At 70.8% G+C, this 16,703-nt stretch carries 16 protein-coding genes; 7 read left to right on the top strand and 9 right to left on the bottom strand.

Annotated features, from left to right (window positions below; translation table 11 throughout):
* Positions 1–41 precede the first annotated feature (41 nt).
* Positions 42–578, top strand: a complete 537-nt coding sequence (ruvC, locus tag CKO41_RS06365; RefSeq protein WP_200254352.1) for a crossover junction endodeoxyribonuclease RuvC — start codon at positions 42–44, stop codon at positions 576–578.
* Entirely contained in the window at positions 575–1,183 is a 609-nt protein-coding gene (gene ruvA, locus CKO41_RS06370; protein ID WP_200381595.1) for a Holliday junction branch migration protein RuvA, read from the top strand. Before ruvC ends, ruvA begins: the two co-directional genes overlap by 4 nt.
* Before the next feature lie 293 nt (positions 1,184–1,476).
* On the opposite strand, the gene CKO41_RS06375 is transcribed toward ruvA, so the two are convergent.
* Both CKO41_RS06375 and CKO41_RS06380 read right to left on the bottom strand, forming a co-directional pair.
* The gene (locus CKO41_RS06375) at positions 1,477–2,898 is read right to left on the bottom strand and encodes an SUMF1/EgtB/PvdO family nonheme iron enzyme (protein WP_200381596.1); all 1,422 of its coding nucleotides are present in this window, start codon (positions 2,896–2,898) and stop codon (positions 1,477–1,479) included.
* A 118-nt stretch (positions 2,899–3,016) separates the two neighbouring features.
* Complete coding sequence (locus CKO41_RS06380) at positions 3,017–3,556, bottom strand: retropepsin-like aspartic protease family protein (RefSeq protein ID WP_200381597.1); 540 nt, start codon at positions 3,554–3,556, stop codon at positions 3,017–3,019.
* 152 nt (positions 3,557–3,708) lie between these two features.
* On the opposite strand from CKO41_RS06380, the gene ilvB reads away from it, so the two are divergent.
* Positions 3,709–5,442 (top strand): biosynthetic-type acetolactate synthase large subunit, encoded by a 1,734-nt coding sequence (ilvB, locus tag CKO41_RS06385; RefSeq protein WP_200381598.1) that lies wholly within the window; start codon positions 3,709–3,711, stop codon positions 5,440–5,442.
* 45 nt (positions 5,443–5,487) lie between these two features.
* Here the strand turns inward: ilvB and CKO41_RS06390 are convergent, their stop codons facing one another.
* The 3 genes from CKO41_RS06390 to CKO41_RS06400 all read right to left on the bottom strand — a co-directional run bounded on the left by CKO41_RS06390 (position 5,488) and on the right by CKO41_RS06400 (position 7,002).
* Positions 5,488–5,994 (bottom strand): Hsp20/alpha crystallin family protein, encoded by a 507-nt coding sequence (locus CKO41_RS06390; RefSeq protein ID WP_200253921.1) that lies wholly within the window; start codon positions 5,992–5,994, stop codon positions 5,488–5,490.
* Between the two features lie 82 nt (positions 5,995–6,076).
* The gene (locus tag CKO41_RS06395) at positions 6,077–6,472 is read right to left on the bottom strand and encodes an Hsp20/alpha crystallin family protein (protein ID WP_200253923.1); all 396 of its coding nucleotides are present in this window, start codon (positions 6,470–6,472) and stop codon (positions 6,077–6,079) included.
* Between the two features lie 86 nt (positions 6,473–6,558).
* The gene (locus CKO41_RS06400) at positions 6,559–7,002 is read right to left on the bottom strand and encodes an Hsp20/alpha crystallin family protein (RefSeq protein WP_200253925.1); all 444 of its coding nucleotides are present in this window, start codon (positions 7,000–7,002) and stop codon (positions 6,559–6,561) included.
* A gap of 1,018 nt (positions 7,003–8,020) precedes the next feature.
* Between CKO41_RS06400 and hemE the strand changes: the two genes are divergently transcribed.
* Positions 8,021–9,085 carry a uroporphyrinogen decarboxylase gene (gene hemE, locus CKO41_RS06405; RefSeq protein WP_200253927.1) on the top strand — a complete coding sequence of 355 codons (1,065 nt, stop codon included), beginning with the start codon at positions 8,021–8,023 and terminating at the stop codon, positions 9,083–9,085.
* A gap of 362 nt (positions 9,086–9,447) precedes the next feature.
* Here the strand turns inward: hemE and rpoH are convergent, their stop codons facing one another.
* From rpoH to ftsY, 4 genes are all read right to left on the bottom strand, one after another.
* A complete protein-coding gene (gene rpoH, locus CKO41_RS06410) occupies positions 9,448–10,287 on the bottom strand; it encodes an RNA polymerase sigma factor RpoH (protein ID WP_200381599.1) in 840 nt (279 codons plus the stop codon).
* A 176-nt stretch (positions 10,288–10,463) separates the two neighbouring features.
* The gene (gene ftsX, locus CKO41_RS06415) at positions 10,464–11,420 is read right to left on the bottom strand and encodes a permease-like cell division protein FtsX (protein ID WP_200381600.1); all 957 of its coding nucleotides are present in this window, start codon (positions 11,418–11,420) and stop codon (positions 10,464–10,466) included.
* On the bottom strand, positions 11,417–12,094 hold the full coding sequence (gene ftsE, locus CKO41_RS06420; protein ID WP_200250312.1) for a cell division ATP-binding protein FtsE: 678 nt from the start codon (positions 12,092–12,094) through the stop codon (positions 11,417–11,419). The genes ftsX and ftsE overlap by 4 nt, the downstream gene beginning before the upstream one ends.
* Positions 12,091–13,212, bottom strand: a complete 1,122-nt coding sequence (gene ftsY, locus CKO41_RS06425) for a signal recognition particle-docking protein FtsY (RefSeq protein ID WP_200250314.1) — start codon at positions 13,210–13,212, stop codon at positions 12,091–12,093. The genes ftsE and ftsY overlap by 4 nt, the downstream gene beginning before the upstream one ends.
* A gap of 211 nt (positions 13,213–13,423) precedes the next feature.
* On the opposite strand from ftsY, the gene CKO41_RS06430 reads away from it, so the two are divergent.
* The 3 genes from CKO41_RS06430 to rsmD are packed head-to-tail and all read left to right on the top strand — an operon-like array spanning position 13,424 to position 16,692.
* On the top strand, positions 13,424–14,791 hold the full coding sequence (locus CKO41_RS06430) for a M16 family metallopeptidase (RefSeq protein ID WP_200381601.1): 1,368 nt from the start codon (positions 13,424–13,426) through the stop codon (positions 14,789–14,791).
* Positions 14,781–16,130, top strand: coding sequence for a M16 family metallopeptidase (locus tag CKO41_RS06435; RefSeq protein ID WP_200381602.1), 1,350 nt, complete (start codon positions 14,781–14,783; stop codon positions 16,128–16,130). Before CKO41_RS06430 ends, CKO41_RS06435 begins: the two co-directional genes overlap by 11 nt.
* Positions 16,123–16,692: a 16S rRNA (guanine(966)-N(2))-methyltransferase RsmD gene (gene rsmD / locus CKO41_RS06440; protein ID WP_200381603.1), complete on the top strand. Its 570-nt coding sequence runs from the start codon at positions 16,123–16,125 to the stop codon at positions 16,690–16,692. The genes CKO41_RS06435 and rsmD overlap by 8 nt, the downstream gene beginning before the upstream one ends.
* Positions 16,693–16,703 lie beyond the last annotated feature (11 nt).

A 16,703-nucleotide genomic window follows, 5' to 3' on the forward strand; every position in this document is an offset into this window, starting at 1 on the left:
TTGCCCGGCGACTCGGCACCGGACCCGATAGGCCACCGCCCGTGTCCGATCCGGGCGCGCTGCGCCACCGCATCCTCGGCATCGACCCGGGCTCGCGCACGACCGGCTATGGCCTGATCGACACCGATGGGCGGCGGAGCGTGCGCCTGGCGAGCGGCGCGATCCGCGTCGGCCACGAGCCCTGGCCAGCGCGGCTCGGCACCATCTTCGACGCCATCGCCGAGCTGGTCGCGACCCACCGCCCGCACGAGATGGCCGTCGAGCAGCTGATCTTCGCCCGCGACCCGACCGCGGCGCTCAAGATCGGCCAGGCGCGCGGCGCCGTCCTCTGCGCCGGTCTCAAGGGCGGGCTGATCGTGCACGAGTACAGCCCCAAGTCCGTCAAGCTCGCCGTCGTCGGCACCGGCGGCGCCGACAAGCTCCAGGTCCAACAGATGATCCGCATCCTGCTCGCGCTGCCCGCGACGCCGGCCGAGGACGAGGCCGACGCGCTCGCGATCGCGCTCTGCCACGCCCACTCGATGGGCATCCCGGCGCGCCGCCGGGCCGCCGCCTCCTGGCGGGACTGGCGGCCGTGATCGGGCGCCTGCGCGGGGAGATCCTCGCCAAGCATCCGCCGTCGCTGCTGCTCGACGTCAACGGCGTCGGCTACGAACTGGAGGCGCCGATGTCGACCTTCTACGACCTGCCGGCGGTCGGCGAGACGGTGACCCTGGTCACCCACCTGGCCGTGCGCGAGGACGCCCACGTCCTCTACGGCTTCCTGCGCGAGGCCGATCGGGCGCTGTTCCGCCACCTGCTCAAGATCACCGGCGTCGGTGCCCGCATGGCGCTCGCGATCCTCTCCGGCATGAACGCCAACCAGTTCGCACGCTGCATCGCCGCGGCCGATATCGCGGCCCTGACCCGCCTGCCCGGGATCGGGCGCAAGACCGCCGAGCGGCTCGTCATCGAGATGAAGGATCGCGTCGCCGTCCTGATCGAGGGACCGACCGCCGTCGCCGGCCGGGTGGCGCTGGCCGCGGGTGGACGCGAGGCCGAACTGGCCGACGCCCTGAGCGCCCTGGTCGCGCTCGGCTACAGGCCGGCCGATGCCGAGCGCATGGTCGAGGCCGTCTCCGAGGAGATCGCCACCTCCGAGGAGATCATCCGCGCCGCCCTCAAGGCCGTCGGGCCGCGCTGAGGCGACACGATGCCCAGCGAGGCCGCTGTCGGGTTACGGCGCGCGCCGGCCTATTCATGCTCAGCGACCGCCGCGGTGGCGCGCCTAACCCGACCTACAGGCCGTGCCGATGTCGCCGGGGCCGTACCTCGGGGCGTAACCCGACGGCTGGCGACGCCGCACCCGCTGTCGGGTTACGGTGCGCGCTGGCCTGTTCGTGCTCAGCGACCGGCGAGGTGCGCGGCTTATCAGGAGGCGATGCCTTGTTCTTCCAAGGCCCTTGGCGTCTTCGGTTCCAGATGCCGGATTTGGGTTCAAGGATCGCGGGCGACGCGAAAACCCAGCATGTCGAGGCGCGTGTCCGGGGCCAGGCGGCTGCGCGCGAAGTGCCGCATCGAACTGGCCGGGCGCGAGAAGGCGCCGCCGCGCACGACGCGCTGCGTGCAGCCGGCCGCCTCCCAGGGCCGCCCATCGGTCGGGGCGCCGCGGTAGTTCGGACGGTAGCAGTCGGCGACCCATTCGGCGACATTGCCGGCCGTGTCGTAGAGGCCGAACGGATTGGCGGCGAAGGTAGCGACCGGGGCCGGCGATCGATTGTCCCAGGCGGTGCCGCAGTCGAAGCAGACGGCACGGCCGGTCTCGGGGTGGCTGCCCCACCAGTAGGGCGTCGTGACCCCGCCGGCGGCGGCGAACTCCCATTCGGCCTCGCTCGGCAGGCGATAGCGCTCGCCGGTCTCGCGCGAGAGCCACTCGGCGTAGGCGTTGGCGTCGTCCCAACCGACGTCGACGACCGGCCGCCGGCCGCGACCCCAGCCAAAGTCGTCCGGTAGGCGCCGGCCCGTGGCGCGGGCGAAGCGATCGTAATCGTCGAAGGTCACCTCGTGGGCGCCGATCAGGAAGCCCGACAAGGCGACCTCGCGGGCCGGCGCGGTGTCGCCGCGTGTCAACGCATCGTAGCCCATCGTGAAGCGCTCGCCCCGCAGGGCCACCATCAGCGGCCCGTCCTGACCGCTGCGCAGCGGGTCAAGGACGGTACCGAGCACGGTCGGCCGCGGCCGGCCCGCGGCCTCGCCGGCCGCCTCGCTGTCCGGCTCGGTCTCGGCCTCGCCCCTCGCGACGGCCGTCGCGGCCGGCGGCGGCTCGGGCTCGCGCAGCGGAGCGCCCGACTGCCACCAGAGGATCGCGCCGACCCCAGCGATCAGCACCGCGGCCAGCCCGCCAATGGCGACGGACTTGAGGGAGCCGGGCACGCCGCCCCGCGCTGGCCCGGCGGCACCATCGCCGCCGTCGATGCCGGGGAACAGCCAACCGCTCGGCGCCGCGGCACGCAGGGCCGCGAGGGCACGCTCGTGCTCCTGGATCCGCGCCTCCGCCTCGTTCAGCGCCTGGACGCGCCGATCGAGACGCTGCTTGAGCTTGTCGTAGGCCGAATGCTGGTCTTCGAGGCGATCCTCGAGCCGGCGGCACTCGGCGGTCATCGCCTCGAGGGCGCGCTCCTTCTCCGCCAGTGCCCGGCGCAGACGATCGACCTCCTGCTCGAGGGCAACGAGGTGGGTGATGGAGTCGAGCGATTCGCTGTTCGCCGCGTCCATTGCCGACGCGCCGTCCGGCGGCCGGCTCTCGTCCGACTTGTCGATGGGGTCGTCACGCACGTTGGCACCGCTGGTCACGAGGTTCTGACGTCCATTGCCGACGAGCCCAAGGGCACCGGACAGCGGCCGCCGCCCCCCGGCCATGGCTTCGCCGTTCGGCGCACCGCCCGCGGGGCTGTGTCGATTGTGGCAATGCGCCGCCCGCGCTGCAACGTGGACGTGCGGCGGCCCGCGCCGACCGGCCGGTGAACCGGCACCGCGCTCAGTCGACGATGCGACGCAGCGTCAGGGCCTCGCCGCGCTGGAGGATCTCGAAGTGCTTCAGGTAGTTCATACCGAGCAACACCTCGTCGCCCGGCAGATTGGGCAACACCAGCGCGCGCACGTCGGACACCTCCAGGCCCCCGACGTCGACCGAGCGCAGGACTGTGCTCCAGGTGGACACGACGCCATTGGCCGTCCGGACCTGCCCGCCCGGGCGCAGCGGCAGGTCGAGGCGGCGCGCCAACTCCAACGACAGGGCCACCATGGTCGCCCCGGTGTCGAGCAGGAAGGTGACCCGGTGCCCATCGATGCGACCGTCGGCCAGATAGTGGCCGGCGCGGTTGCGTTCGAGCACCAGTTGCAGGGCCCCGCCGGCGCCGACCTCCGCCTCGGGGTGGCGATTGGGGTTGCGCTCCCCCTCGATGACACCGTGGAAGAGGAACCACAGCAACCCGAGGCCCGCCGCCCAGGCACCGATCATCATCCCCTTGCCGAGGCGGGTGGGCAGGTCTGCGGCGCGTGGGTCTGGACGGGTCATGGCAACGGATCGACGGTCTCTCGAAGGGGGCGGCGCGACGACCGCGGACGCGGACCGCGGCGATCGCGCCCTTTGCATTTGCGGTCGCGTGACAGAATGAAGATCATTGGGGCTACCGATCCGACTCCAAACTCGATGTGATGACCGCCGCAATGAACAGTTCGACCCGCACCGGTGCCGCCCTCCTCTTCGACGTGCTGAACGACCTCGGCGTCGAATACATCTTCGGCCACACCGGCGGCGCCGTCATCCCGCTGCACGTCGAGCTCAACAAGCGCATGCGCCGCGGCGCGCCGGTGCCCAGGTTCATCCTGTGCCGCCAGGAGGGCGGCGCCGGACACGCCGCCGAGGGCTACGCCCGCGCGAGCGGGCGAGTCGGCGTGGCCCTCACGACGTCGGGCCCCGGTGCGACCAACCTGGCCACGCCGATCGCCGACGCCCACAAGGACTCGGTACCGACCGTCTTCATCACCGGCCAGGTGCCGAGCTTCGCGATCGGCAGCGACGCCTTCCAGGAGGTCGATACGGTCGGCATGACGCGGCCGATCTCCAAGCACAACTATCTGGTCAAGGACGTCGCGGACCTGGAGTGGATCCTGCGCGAGGCCTTCGCGTTGGCCGCCGGCGGGCGGCCCGGCCCCGTGGTGGTCGACATCTGCAAGGACGCGCAGCTCGCGACCCTCACCCGCCAGAGCCCCCCGCGGCGCCGTCACCGCGAGCCGATCCCGTTCGATGCGACCATGGCCGATGCGATCCTCGCCGCCCTGATCGCGGCCGAGCGGCCAGTGATCAAGGCCGGCGGCGGCATCATCCATGCCGGGGCCTCGAGGGCGCTACGGGCCTTCGTCGAGCGTTTCGACGCACCGGTGACGACGACCTTCAACGGCCTCGGGACCGTGCCCTTCGCGCTGCCCCACAACCTGGGGATGCCCGGCATGCACGGCACCATCCCGGCCAACTACGCGTTGCGCGAGGCGGACCTGATCCTGACGCTCGGCGGGCGCTTCGACGACCGCGTCGCCGTAAAGGGCTTCGGCGCCGGCCAGCGCATCGCCCACGTCGACATCGACCCCTCGGAGATCGACAAGACGATCCGCACGGACCTGGCCCTGGTCGCACCGCTCGATACCTTCCTCGACCACGCGCTCGCCTCCGGCCTGAGCGCCCGCCACCCGGGCTGGCTGGCCCAGATCGCCGAATGGCGCAAGCAGATGCCGGCACCCTATGGTCGGGGCGACTACATCAAGCCGCAGGCGGTCGTCGAGTGCCTCTCCGAGCTGACCGAGGGCACCGCGACCCTGGTGACCGGGGTCGGCCAGCACCAGATGTGGGCGGCCCAATACTATCGCTTCAACCGGCCGCGCCAGTGGATCAGCTCCGGCGGCCTCGGGACGATGGGCTTCGGGCTACCCGCGGCGGTCGGCGCCTGGTTCGCCAACCCCGACCACCCGGTCGTGCTGATCGACGGCGACGGCAGCTTCCAGATGAACATGCAGGAGCTCGCGACCGTCGTGACCAACGGCATCCCGCTCAAGATGTTCGTCCTCAACAACAGCTTCCTCGGCATGGTGCGCCAGTGGGAGGACATGATGGACGGCGGCCATCACTACGAGACCTGCCTCGCGCGCAACGGGGACTGCGCGCCCGACTGCGTCGAGCTCGACCAGACCTGCCGCCGCCAGGTGCCGAACCTCACCGGCCTGAGCCAGGTCTTCCCGCGCCTGACGACCCGTCGCGTCAAGGAGCCCGAGCGCCTGCGCGAGGCGCTCGAGGAGGCGCTGGCGATCGATGGCCCAGTGGTCGTCGACGTCTGGGTCGACAAGGCCGAGAACGTGCTGCCGATGGTACCGCCGGGCCAGGGCCTGGCGCAGATGATCGAGTCTTGACGCCGAGCGTGCGGCCCGGCGGGCGGCCCCTTCGGCGAACGACGCCTATTGCACCTCGACCTTGATCGCGCGCCGTCGCGCGGCCGTCTTCGGCAGTTGGACGCGCAGCACGCCGTCGCGGTAGGCGGCGCTGGCCTTCTCGCTGTCGACCTCCTCGGGCAGCGGGATGGCGCGCTCGAAGCAGCCGTAGGCGCATTCGGTGATGTGGTAGCGCCCGATCGTCTCCTCGCGATCGAGCCGCTTCTCGCCGCGCACGACCAGATAGTCGTCCATGACCTGGAGATCGAAGTCGTCCTTGCCCATCCCGGGCACCTCCAGGCGCACGACCACCTTGTCGTCGTCGTCGAAGACCTCGGCCGCGAGCACGCCCCAGCCGGCGCTGCGCTCGGCCATCTCGCGGGCCTCGGCCGCGCTGACCTCGGGCGCCTCCCGCCCGCCATGGGTGAAGCGGGTGATGGCCCCGGTGGCGCGGCGATAGAGCCGCTGCCAGCCCTCGAAGAGGGCCTCCCAGGCATGGCCGATGTCACGACGGATCTGTTGCATTGTCGACATCACGGATTCCTCCCAGCTTGAATACCCCAGCATCCCCGCCGCTCCGGCCGATGCGACACGGCCGAAGCGGCGCCGGAGCGGCTCAGCCGACGCTGATCTCGATCTTGCGCGGCCGCGCCTCGGCACGCTTGGGGACCTGCAGCGTCAGGACGCCGTCCTTCACCTGCGCAGTGATCCTGTCTGCGGCCAACTCGGGGCTCAGCGTGAAGCTGCGCCGGAACCGGGTGCTGCGCAGGTCCGCGTAGAGCGCCTGCATGCCCTCGGGCATCTCGATCGCCGCCTCGCCCTCGATCGTCAAGGTGTCCTTGTCGACCTGGATCGTCAGGCGCTCGCGCGAGACCCCGGGCAGGTCGGCCTTGATCGTGATGCCGGCGGCATCCTCGTAGATATCCACTGGCGGCAGCAGGGTCGCCTCGCTCGGGGCGGCGCTCGACATCTCGCCGGCCTCCCGGCCCTTCATCGCGGTGCTCTCGTTCATCGGCAAGCTCCTCGATTGCGCTCGTGAACCATTGCCCATCCCGCTCCACGACGGGCGAAGAGGGCCCGTCGCCGGGGCGGATCTCACTATTCGACCTGGATCTGCCGCGGCTTGACCTCCTCGCGACGCGCCACGGTGATGTGCAGCACGCCATCTCGGTAGCGGGCCTCGACCCTGTCGGGGTCCACGTCCTCGGGCAGCGAGATCACCCGCCGAAAGTCACCGGCGAAGCGTTCGCGCCGGTAGAACTGGGCCTCGGCCGGCGCCTCGGCCGGGCGCTCCCCCGCGATGCTCAGCAGATGCTGCTGAAGCGAGATGTCCAAGCTCCGGGGGTCGACGCCAGCGGCGAAGAGATAGACGTCGACCCGATCCGAGGCGGCACCGACGTTGATCGCCGGATAGGTCCCGGACGTCACCGACCGGATCCCCATCGGGCCGGGGGGGCCGCTGAAGAGCGCATCCATCTCCCGACGCATCCGCTCGAGCTGGCCGAACAGGTCGTTCTCGAAGCTGCTCAGGTAACCGAACATGAAGAACCTCCACTTCAGTGCCAAGGATTCACGGGCGCCTTGAACCCGGAAACGGCAGTCGCCCGCTTCGCCAGCGATTCAACCCAAGAACGTCCGTTGACCGCGTCCTCAGGGATGGAAGTTGTTGAAATCGTGAAGAGGCTATACGTGGGCCCTGCTCACCCCCTCGATGAAGGCCGCCACGGCGCCCGATGCAGGTCGCGCGCGGCACACCTCGGGCACCGCCCAACGGCCGCTCTTAGGTTCAAAGTCACTGCAACAGCGAAGATGTCTCGCGATCGCTGTGGTCACCTCCCGGGCGATGGCCGCCCGACCCGGCGCACGCAGGCGCGAGACCGGCCGCCGGGATACGGGATCGACCTCGCCTCTACGGTGCCGGCCTTGGGGACCGAGTCATCGTTTTTCAAGACCCGCAGTGGGGATGAGGAACGAGGCGAGAACGCGCGGCACAGACTCGGCCCCGATCGCGATCGACGCCGCGGGGGCCAACCCGACATTGGACCCGGCGAATATCGGACGGCCTGTCGGGTGAGGCGCGCCGGCACGGCGGTCGCTGAGCAAGAAGGGCTTTCGCGCACCGTCACCCGACAGCGGCCTCGGTGGGGACGGCGTTGGCGGTCGTCGGGTTACGCCCCGAGTGCACGGCGGGATGCGCTGCGCTTTCCCGCCCTATGTTCTAACCCGACGGCCGCGCACCCGAAAAATAGATCTCGCGCAGAGACGCAAAGGCGCCGAGAAGGAACGGCCCGGCGCGCGCCGTCACCCGACAGCGGCCTCGCTGGCGCCCGCGTCGCCGGCCGTCGCGTTACGCCCCGAGGGGCCAGCCCGGCCTACGGCCCCAGCGGCGTCATGCCCCCCGCAGGCCACGCGCCGGCCGCAAGCGGATGCACCACAAAGGATTTGGAGGACCGGGCAAGGCGCCAACGGGTGCCCTCGGTGGGCACGCGCGTTGTAGAATCCCCGGCCATGGACCTGCTTCGGCACCTGATCACACCCACCAACCGGAAGCCTCGACCTCGTGACTGAACTGAAAAACGATACCTTTCTGCGCGCCCTGCTGCGTGAGCCCGTCGACTACACCCCCGTCTGGATGATGCGCCAGGCCGGGCGCTACCTGCCCGAGTACCGCGCGACCCGCGCCCGCGCCGGCAGCTTCATGCAGCTCTGCATGGCGCCGGAGCTCGCCTGCGAGGTCACGCTGCAGCCTCTCGAGCGCTTTCCGCTCGATGCCGCGATCCTCTTCTCCGACATCCTGACGATCCCGGATGCGATGGGGCTCGGGCTCTATTTCGCCGAGGGCGAGGGGCCGCACTTCGAGCGCCCGGTGCGCACCGCCGCTGATATCGAACGGCTCGGCGTCCCGGATCCGGAGCAGGACCTGCGCTATGTCGTCGATGCCGTGGCGCTGATCCGCCGCGAACTCGGCGGTCGGGTGCCGCTGATCGGCTTCTCCGGCAGCCCCTGGACGCTCGCGACCTATATGGTCGAGGGCGGCGGGGCGAAGAACTTCTCGCGCATCAAGGCGATGATGTACGACCGCCCCGACCTGCTGCACGCGCTGCTGGCCAAGGTCGCCGATGCGGTCATCGTCTACCTCAACGCCCAGATCGCCCGCGGCGCCCAGGCGGCGATGGTCTTCGACACCTGGGGCGGGGCGCTGGCGCCGGCCTGCTACCAGGAGTTCTCGCTGCGCTACATGGAACGCATCGTCGCCGGCCTGACCCGCGAGGCCGAGGGTCGGCGCGTGCCCGTCATCCTCTTCACGAAGAACGGCGGCCAGTGGCTCGATCGCATGGCCGCGACCGGCTGCGACGCCCTCGGCGTCGACTGGACCACCGACCTGGCCGACGCCCGCCGCCTGGTCGGGGATCGCGTCGCGCTCCAGGGCAACCTCGACCCCTGCGTCCTCTACGCCTCGCCCGAGCGCATCCGCGCCGAGGTCGCCCGGGTCCTGGAGAGCTATGGGCGCGGCCACGGCCACGTCTTCAACCTGGGCCACGGGATCACGCCGGACGTCGATCCCGAGCACGCCGCGGCCATGATCGCCGCGGTCCACGAGCTGAGCCCCGCCTACCACGCCTGAACACCGCCCAAGCCGCTCGACAGGCCCCCAAATCGGGACCTGTGCAGTCGTTTCGGAACGGCGCGGAAACAACCGATGCAGGCACGCGGAAGACAAGAAACTACGAAATGCTCGAAAGTCGCGAAAAAATGGCGCCTTCTCCCGCCAATGCTCTGCTTTGCGCGAGTTTCGCGTGTTTCGTAGTTTAAGCGAAGATGCGCCGGTCGTTTTTTAATCGACCCTTAGGCGACTGAACATGGCGGGGCCCCTTGCACCGCGGGAGCACCTTGAGTGTTTCAAGGCGCCGGAATGCGACGACCCGCCTCGTGGCGGGTCGTTCGGTCAGGTCGATGCGGCGCCCGGGCGACCCGGGCGTCGGGGGATCAGGCCTCGAGCTGCACGCGCAGCTTCTTCATCGCGTTCTTCTCGATCTGGCGGATGCGCTCGGCCGAGACGTCGAACTGCTGGGCCAGTTCGTGCAGCGTCTGCTTCTTCTCGCCGAGCCAACGGGCCGCCAGGATGGTCTTGCTGCGCTCGTCGAGGCCGGCCAGCGCCGCGTAGAGCCGCTCGCGCTGGTCCTGCTCCGTGTCCTCGCGCTCCAGGGCGGCCGCCGGTTCCATTCGACTGTCCGGCAGATAGGTCGCCGGGGCGGCAGGACCCTCGTCGTCGTCGGAGTCGTCGCCGTCGAAGGCGAGGTCCTGGTTCGCCAGCCGCGATTCCATCTCCAGCACCGTCTCGGGCTTCACGCCCAGATCGCGGGCGACCTCCTCGACCTCTTCCCGCGAGAACCAGCCGAGCCGCTTCTTCGCGCTGCGCAGGTTGAAGAACAGCTTGCGCTGGGCCTTGGTCGTCGCGACCTTGACGATCCGCCAATTGCGCAGGATGTACTCGTGGATCTCGGCGCGGATCCAGTGCACGGCGAACGACACCAGCCGCACCCCCATATCCGGCTCGAAGCGCCGCACGGCCTTCATCAGGCCCACGGTGCCCTCCTGGATCAGGTCGGGCAGGGGCAGGCCGTAACCGAGATAGCCGCGCGCGATCCGGATCACGAAGCGCAGGTGCGAGAGCACCAGGCGACGCGCCGCCTCGCTGTCGTTGTCGTCCCGCAGCCGCAGGGCCAGGGTCCGCTCTTCCTCGGGCGAGAGCACCGGGATCTGATACGCACCGCTGATGTAGGTCTCGATGCTGCCGGACGGGAGGAGCGCGAAATCTCTGTTCATGGTCCTATCCCCTAGTAATTTGGTCTGGGAAATAGCCTAGCACCAAGCTCGGACTTTTGCCAATACCCAGATCACGGTTTTTTTGACGGAGCGGATCGGCACGAAGTTCCTACTGAAAATGTAGCAAGGGAGATGCCGCCCTGCTCGGCGCCGAGCGGGGCCGGGGCCCGAGCGAGCTATTCGGGCTTGGAGGCGCGCAGGTGCCAGCTCACGGCCAGCCAACTGCCGAGGTAGCCGAGCAGGGTGCCGATACCGAGCATGGCCGCGAGGACCGGCAGGCTCAGGCCGATCAGCGGAAAATCGGCCTGGTAGAGGCTCGCGACGCGCGAGACCGGCGCCTGGATCAGCAGCAGACCGACGATGACCAACAGGCAGGCGACCAGCCCGCCGAGCAGGCCGTACCAGAGGCCGGCGTAGACGAAGGGCCGGCGGATGAAGGCATTGGTGGCCCCGACGAGCTCCTGGATGCGGATCTCGTCGCGGCGGTTCTCGATCTCGAGGCGGATCGTGTTGCCGACGATCAGCAGCAGCGCGAGGCCGAGGACGGAGGCGAGGATGCTCACCCCGCGCTGGGCCAGCTCGACCAGGGCCTGGAAGCGGTGCACCCAGTCGGCATCGTGCCGGACCAGATCCGTCTCCGGCAAGCGCTCGAGGGCGGCGGCGAGCCCCTCCAGCGCGGCCGCGTCGCCGGCCGCCGGGGGCGGGACGATCGAGAGGACGACCGGTAGCGGATTGCCCGGCAGGCCCGCCAGCACGTCCTCCAGGCCACTGTAGGCGCGAAACTCCGCCAGCGCCTCGTCCCGGCCGATGACGCGGACCTCGGCGACGTCGCGCCGCTCGCGCAGTCGCGCCGCGAGCCGCTCGGCGTCGGCCTCGACGACGCTCGGCACGAGGAACACCGACAGGGCGGCATCGCGTTCCCAGCCGACGGCCAGGGCCTTGATGTTGATGGTCACGACGAAGAGCCCGCCGGGCAGCGCGATCGCGACACCGAGCATCGCCACCGTCATCAGCGTCGGCAGCGGCGTGCGCAGCAGTCGCCCGAGGGCCGCGAGGGCGTTCTGGGCCTGATGGCGGAGCCAGACCTTGGGCAGCTCGTGGAGCCGCGCGGTGCGGCGGCGACGACCGGTCATCGCCGGCGCCTCGGCGGTGCGTCGCTGACGAGGCGACCGTCGCTCAGGGTCAGGGTCCGGTACGGCAGCGAGCGGATCAGCGCAATGTCGTGGGTCGCGATCAGGAGGGTCACGCCGACCTGGTTGAAGCGCGCGAACAGATCCATGATCTCCCAGGACAGGTCCGGATCCAGGTTGCCGGTCGGCTCGTCGGCGAGCAGCAGTGGCGGGCGGCCGACGATCGCGCGGGCGATGCCAACCCGCTGCTGCTCACCGCTCGAGAGGGCCACCGGGCAGGCCGCCTCGTGGCGCAGCAGGCCGACCTGCTTCAACGCCGCCCGGGCGCGGCGGGCGACCTCCTCGGGGCCGAGCCCGGCGGCGACGAGCGGCAACGATACGTTGTCGAGGACGGTGCGGTCGACGAGCAGGCGGTGGTCCTGAAAGACCATCCCGACCTCGCGCCTGTGATAGGGGATGCGCCGGGCCGGCAGCCGCGCGAGGTCGCGGCCGGCGACCCGGATCTGGCCGCGGGTCGGGCGCTCGAGGAGCCCGATCAGCTTCAACACCGTACTCTTGCCGGCCCCGGAGTGGCCGGTCAGGAAGACCATCTCGCCCGGCGCCAGCGCGAAGTTGACGTCGCGCAGCGCGTCGCCACGCGCCGGATAACGCTTCGTGACATGCTCGAAGCGGATCACGGCCCCCCCGGCTCGGACGAGAGCAGCGCGTCGATCAGCTCGTCGGGGTCGAACGGCCGCAGATCCTCGATGGTCTCGCCGACGCCGACGAAGCGGATCGGCACCGCTAGCCGCTCGGCGATCGCGAACAGGATGCCGCCCTTGGCCGTGCCGTCGAGCTTGGTCAGCGTGATGCCGGTCAGGCCGACCGCGGCATGGAACTGCACCGCCTGGTTCAGCGCGTTCTGGCCGGTCGTCGCGTCGACGACGAGCATCACCTCGTGCGGCGCCTCGGAGTCGATCTTCTTCATCACCCGGGCGATCTTCGCGAGCTCCTCCATCAGGTTGCTCTTGGTGTGCAGGCGCCCGGCGGTGTCGGCGATCAGGACATCGACTTCGCGTGCCGTCGCGGCCTGAAGGGCATCGAAGATCACCGAGGCCGGATCGGCGCCCGGGTGCTGGGCGACGACCTGGATCCGGTTACGCTCGCCCCAGACCTGGAGCTGCTCGACCGCGGCCGCGCGGAAGGTGTCCCCGGCGGCGAGCATGACGCGGTTGCCCTCGCCCTGGAGGCGGCGCGCCAGCTTGCCGATCGTCGTCGTCTTGCCGGCGCCGTTCACGCCGACCATCAGGATGACCTGCGGCCGGCCGGGGGCCGGCTGGCGGACCTCGGTCGTGCAGCGCACGAGGATCGCGCGCAACGCGTCTCGCAGGGCCGCAACGAGGTCGGCCGGCTCGATGAGCTCGCGCCGCGCGACCCGCAGGCTCAGGTCGCGGATGATGCGGGTCGTGGCCTCGACGCCGACGTCGGCCATCAGGAGCAGGGTCTCCAGCTCCTCGATCATCTCGTCGTCGATGCGCTGGCGCCCGCGCACGAGGTTGCCGAGCCCCTCGCCGAGGTTGGTCCGGGTGCGGGTCAGTCGCTCCTTCAGGCGTGAAAACAACCGCGGCCGGGGGGTTTTGCCCCGCCCTTCGGCCTCAGGCGGCTCGCCCTGGGGCGCCTCGCTCGGCCGTGGTTCGCTCGGCAGCGGTCCGCTCGGCGCCCGGGCCGCGTCGGCCGGCGCCTCGCGCTCGACCGTGCTGGCCGCCTCGCTCGTCGTTGGGGGGGTCGCGCGCCTCTTTTTGCCGAATCCGAACATGAACCCTTAATCTCTGTCGCTGGTTGGGGAACCGAAGCGGGCGGCGTCGGTCCACTGAGGGTGTCTTTCGAGGAAGGGCCGCCCATCGCCAGGGCGCGGGCGGAGCCGAGCCCCGTCGCTGCGGCAATGCTACCAAAAGCCCCGGGCCTCTGTCGGATCCCGCGCGCCGCGGCGCCGGCCCCCCTGTCAACCCACCCGATGCGGAGCCGTGATGAAGAGAGTTTGGCTGCTTTCGGCGCTGTTGCTGATCCCGCCGCTGTCCTGGGCCGACGGGCCCGTGCACGAGCGGGAGCTCGATAACGGTCTCAAGGTGATCGTCAAGGAGGACCATCGCGCCCCGATCGTCACCTCCCAGGTCTGGTACGGGGTCGGCTCGAGCTACGAACAGGGCGGCACGACCGGCATCTCCCACGCCCTCGAACACATGATGTTCAAAGGCACGGAGCAGCTCGCCCCGGGCGAGTTCTCGCGCATCGTCGCCGAGAACGGCGGCGAGCAGAACGCCTTCACGAGTCGCGACTACACGGCCTACTACCAGAACCTCGCCAACGACCGCTTGGCCATCGCCTTCGAGCTGGAGGCCGATCGGATGCGCCACCTGGCCCTGCCGGCGGAGGAGTTCGCCAAGGAGCTGGAGGTCATCAAGGAGGAGCGACGCCTGCGCACCGAGGACGACCCCGAGTCCTTGACCTTCGAGGTCTTCAACGCCGTCGCCTACGCCGCCTCGCCCTACCGCAACCCGGTGATCGGCTGGGGCGACGACATCGCCAACCTGACGGTCGCCGACCTGCGCGACTGGTACCGCCAGTGGTACGCACCGAACAACGCGACCCTGGTCGTCGTCGGCGACGTCGATCCCGAGGCGGTCTTCGCCCTCGCCGAGCGTCACTTCGGGCCGCTCGAGGCGGAGACCGTGGTCGCACCCCGGCCACGCGGCGAGCCGCCGCAGTACGGGGAGAAGCGCGTCCAGGTCAAGGCCCCGGCCAAGGAGCCCTACCTGCTGATGGGCTACAAGGCGACCGCCGTCGGCCATGCCGACGCCACCTGGGAACCCTATGCGCTGGAGATGCTGGCCTCGGTGCTCGATGGCGGCGCGAGCGCCCGGATCCGGCGCGAGCTGGTGCGCGGCCAGGAGATCGCCGCCTCGGCCGGGGCCGGCTACAGCGCCTTCTCGCGGCTGCCGGGGATGCTGCTGCTCGATGGGGTCCCGGCCAACGGCCACGACGTCGCGGAGCTCGAGCGTGGCCTGCGCGCCCAGATCGCGCGGCTGCGCGACGAGCCGGTCGGCGAAGGGGAACTCGCGCGGATCCGCAACCAGCTCGTCGCGGACAAGGTCTTCAAGCTCGATTCGGTCTTCTATCAAGGGATGGAGATCGGCAAGCTCGAGACCCTGGGCCTCGGCTGGCGACTCATCGACGAGTACCTGGAGCGACTCGCGGCCGTCACCCCCGAGCAGATCCAGGCCGTCGCCCGCAAGTACCTGGTCCCGGAGAACCTGACCGTCGCCGTGCTCGACCCCCAGCCCATCGAGGACCGGCCGTCGCACAGCATCGCAGGAGGCCACCCGCATGTCCGCTAAGTCCCGCCTCGTCCTGCTCGCGCTGCTCCTCTGGCTGCCGCTGTCGGCCGCCCGGGCGACGCCGGCGATCGAGACCTGGGAGACCCCCAACGGCGCCCGCGTCCTGTTCGTCGCCGCGCCGGCCCTGCCGATGGTCGACGTGCGGGTCGTCTTCGCCGCCGGCGCCAGCCGCGACGGCGCCCGGCCCGGCCTCGCCTCGCTGACCGCCGCGATGCTGACCCAAGGGGCCGGCGACTGGGACGCCGATGCGATCGCCGAGCGGCTCGACGATGTCGGCGCCTCGCTGAGCACGGGCGTCGACCGGGACATGGCCTCGGTCGCCGGGCGCAGCCTGACGAGCGAGCCGGCCTATGGTCGGCTCGTCGAGACGATGACCGAGGTCCTCGCCGAACCGACCTTCGCCGAGGCCGATCTGGCCCGCCTGCGCGAGAACCGGCTGATCGGGCTGCGCCGCGACGAGCAGGACCCAGGCACGGTCGGCGAGAAGGCCATCTATCGTCAGATCTACGGCGACCACCCCTACGCCGCCGACCCGAGCGGCACGCCGGCAGCGGTCGCGGCGCTGACCCGCGAGGATCTCGTCGCCTTCCACCGCCGCTGGTACACGGCGGATAATGCCGTCGTCGCGATCGTCGGGGCGCTCGAGCGCGACCAGGCCGAGGCGCTGGCGACCCGCCTGGCGGCCGGACTGCCGCGCGGCGAGGCGGCCCCGGCGCTGCCGCCGGTCGCCGATCCGGCCGGCGCAGCGGTCCAGGCGATCCCCTTCCCGTCCAGCCAGACCCACGTCTACGTCGGCCAGCCGGGCATGCGCCGCGGCGACCCGGACTATTTCCCCCTCTACGTCGGCAACCACATCCTCGGCGGCAGCGGCCTGGTGTCGCTGCTCGCCGAGGAGGTCCGCGAGAAACGCGGTCTCTCCTACAGCGTCTACAGCTACTTCCTGCCGCTCGCCGAGCGCGGCCCGTTCCTGATGGGGCTCCAGACCAAGGCCGAGCAGGCGACCGAGGCCCAAGCCGTGTTGCGCGAGACCCTGGGGCGCTTCATCGCCGAGGGGCCGAGCGACGAGGAGTTGACGGCGGCCGTGAAGAACATCACCGGCGGCTTCCCGCTGCGTATCGCGAGCAACGGCAGCATCGTCCAATACCTGGCCGTGATCGGCTTCTACGACCTGCCGCTCGACCACCTCGAGCGCTTCAACGACCGGATCTCGGCCGTGACCGCCGAGCAGATCCGCGACGCCTTCGGGCGCCGCATCGACCCCGAGCGACTCGCCGTCGTCACGGTCGGCCCCACCCCGAACCCGGCCGCCGATCCGGGGGTGACACCGGCCGATGGCTAGCGGGGGGCTGCGCATTGTCGGTGGCGAGCTACGCGGCCGGCGGCTCCCGGTCCCCAGGCAACTCGGCCTGCGCCCGACCCCGGACCGCGTGCGCGAGACCCTGTTCAACTGGCTGCAGCCGGTCATCGCCGGCAGTCGCTGCCTGGACCTCTTCGCCGGCAGCGGCGCGCTGGGCCTGGAGGCCCGCTCGCGCGGGGCCGCCCACGTGGTCCTGATCGAGCGGGTCGAGTCGGTCGTGCGCGCGCTGCGCACGACGGTGCGCGACTGGCAGCTGACCGGGGTCGAGGTGCGACGCGCCGAGGCGCTACGCTGGCTCGAGGGCACGCCGCAGGCCTTCGACATCGTCTTCCTCGACCCGCCCTTCGCCGCCGGTCTGCTGGGACCGGCGTGCGCGCGACTCGCCGCCGGCGGCTGGCTCGCCGCCGGCGCCCAGGTCTACCTCGAGGCGGCGGCCGCGGACGGCCTGCCGCCGCTGCCCGCCGACTGGGCGCTGGTCCGCGAGGGCCGAGCCGGGGATGTCGCCTTCGGACTGGCCATGTACGACGTGCCGCCCGCGGGCTGACCGGGGATTCC

The sequence above is a fragment of the Thiococcus pfennigii genome (assembly GCF_016583835.1).
Lineage (GTDB): Bacteria > Pseudomonadota > Gammaproteobacteria > Chromatiales > Chromatiaceae > Thiococcus > Thiococcus pfennigii.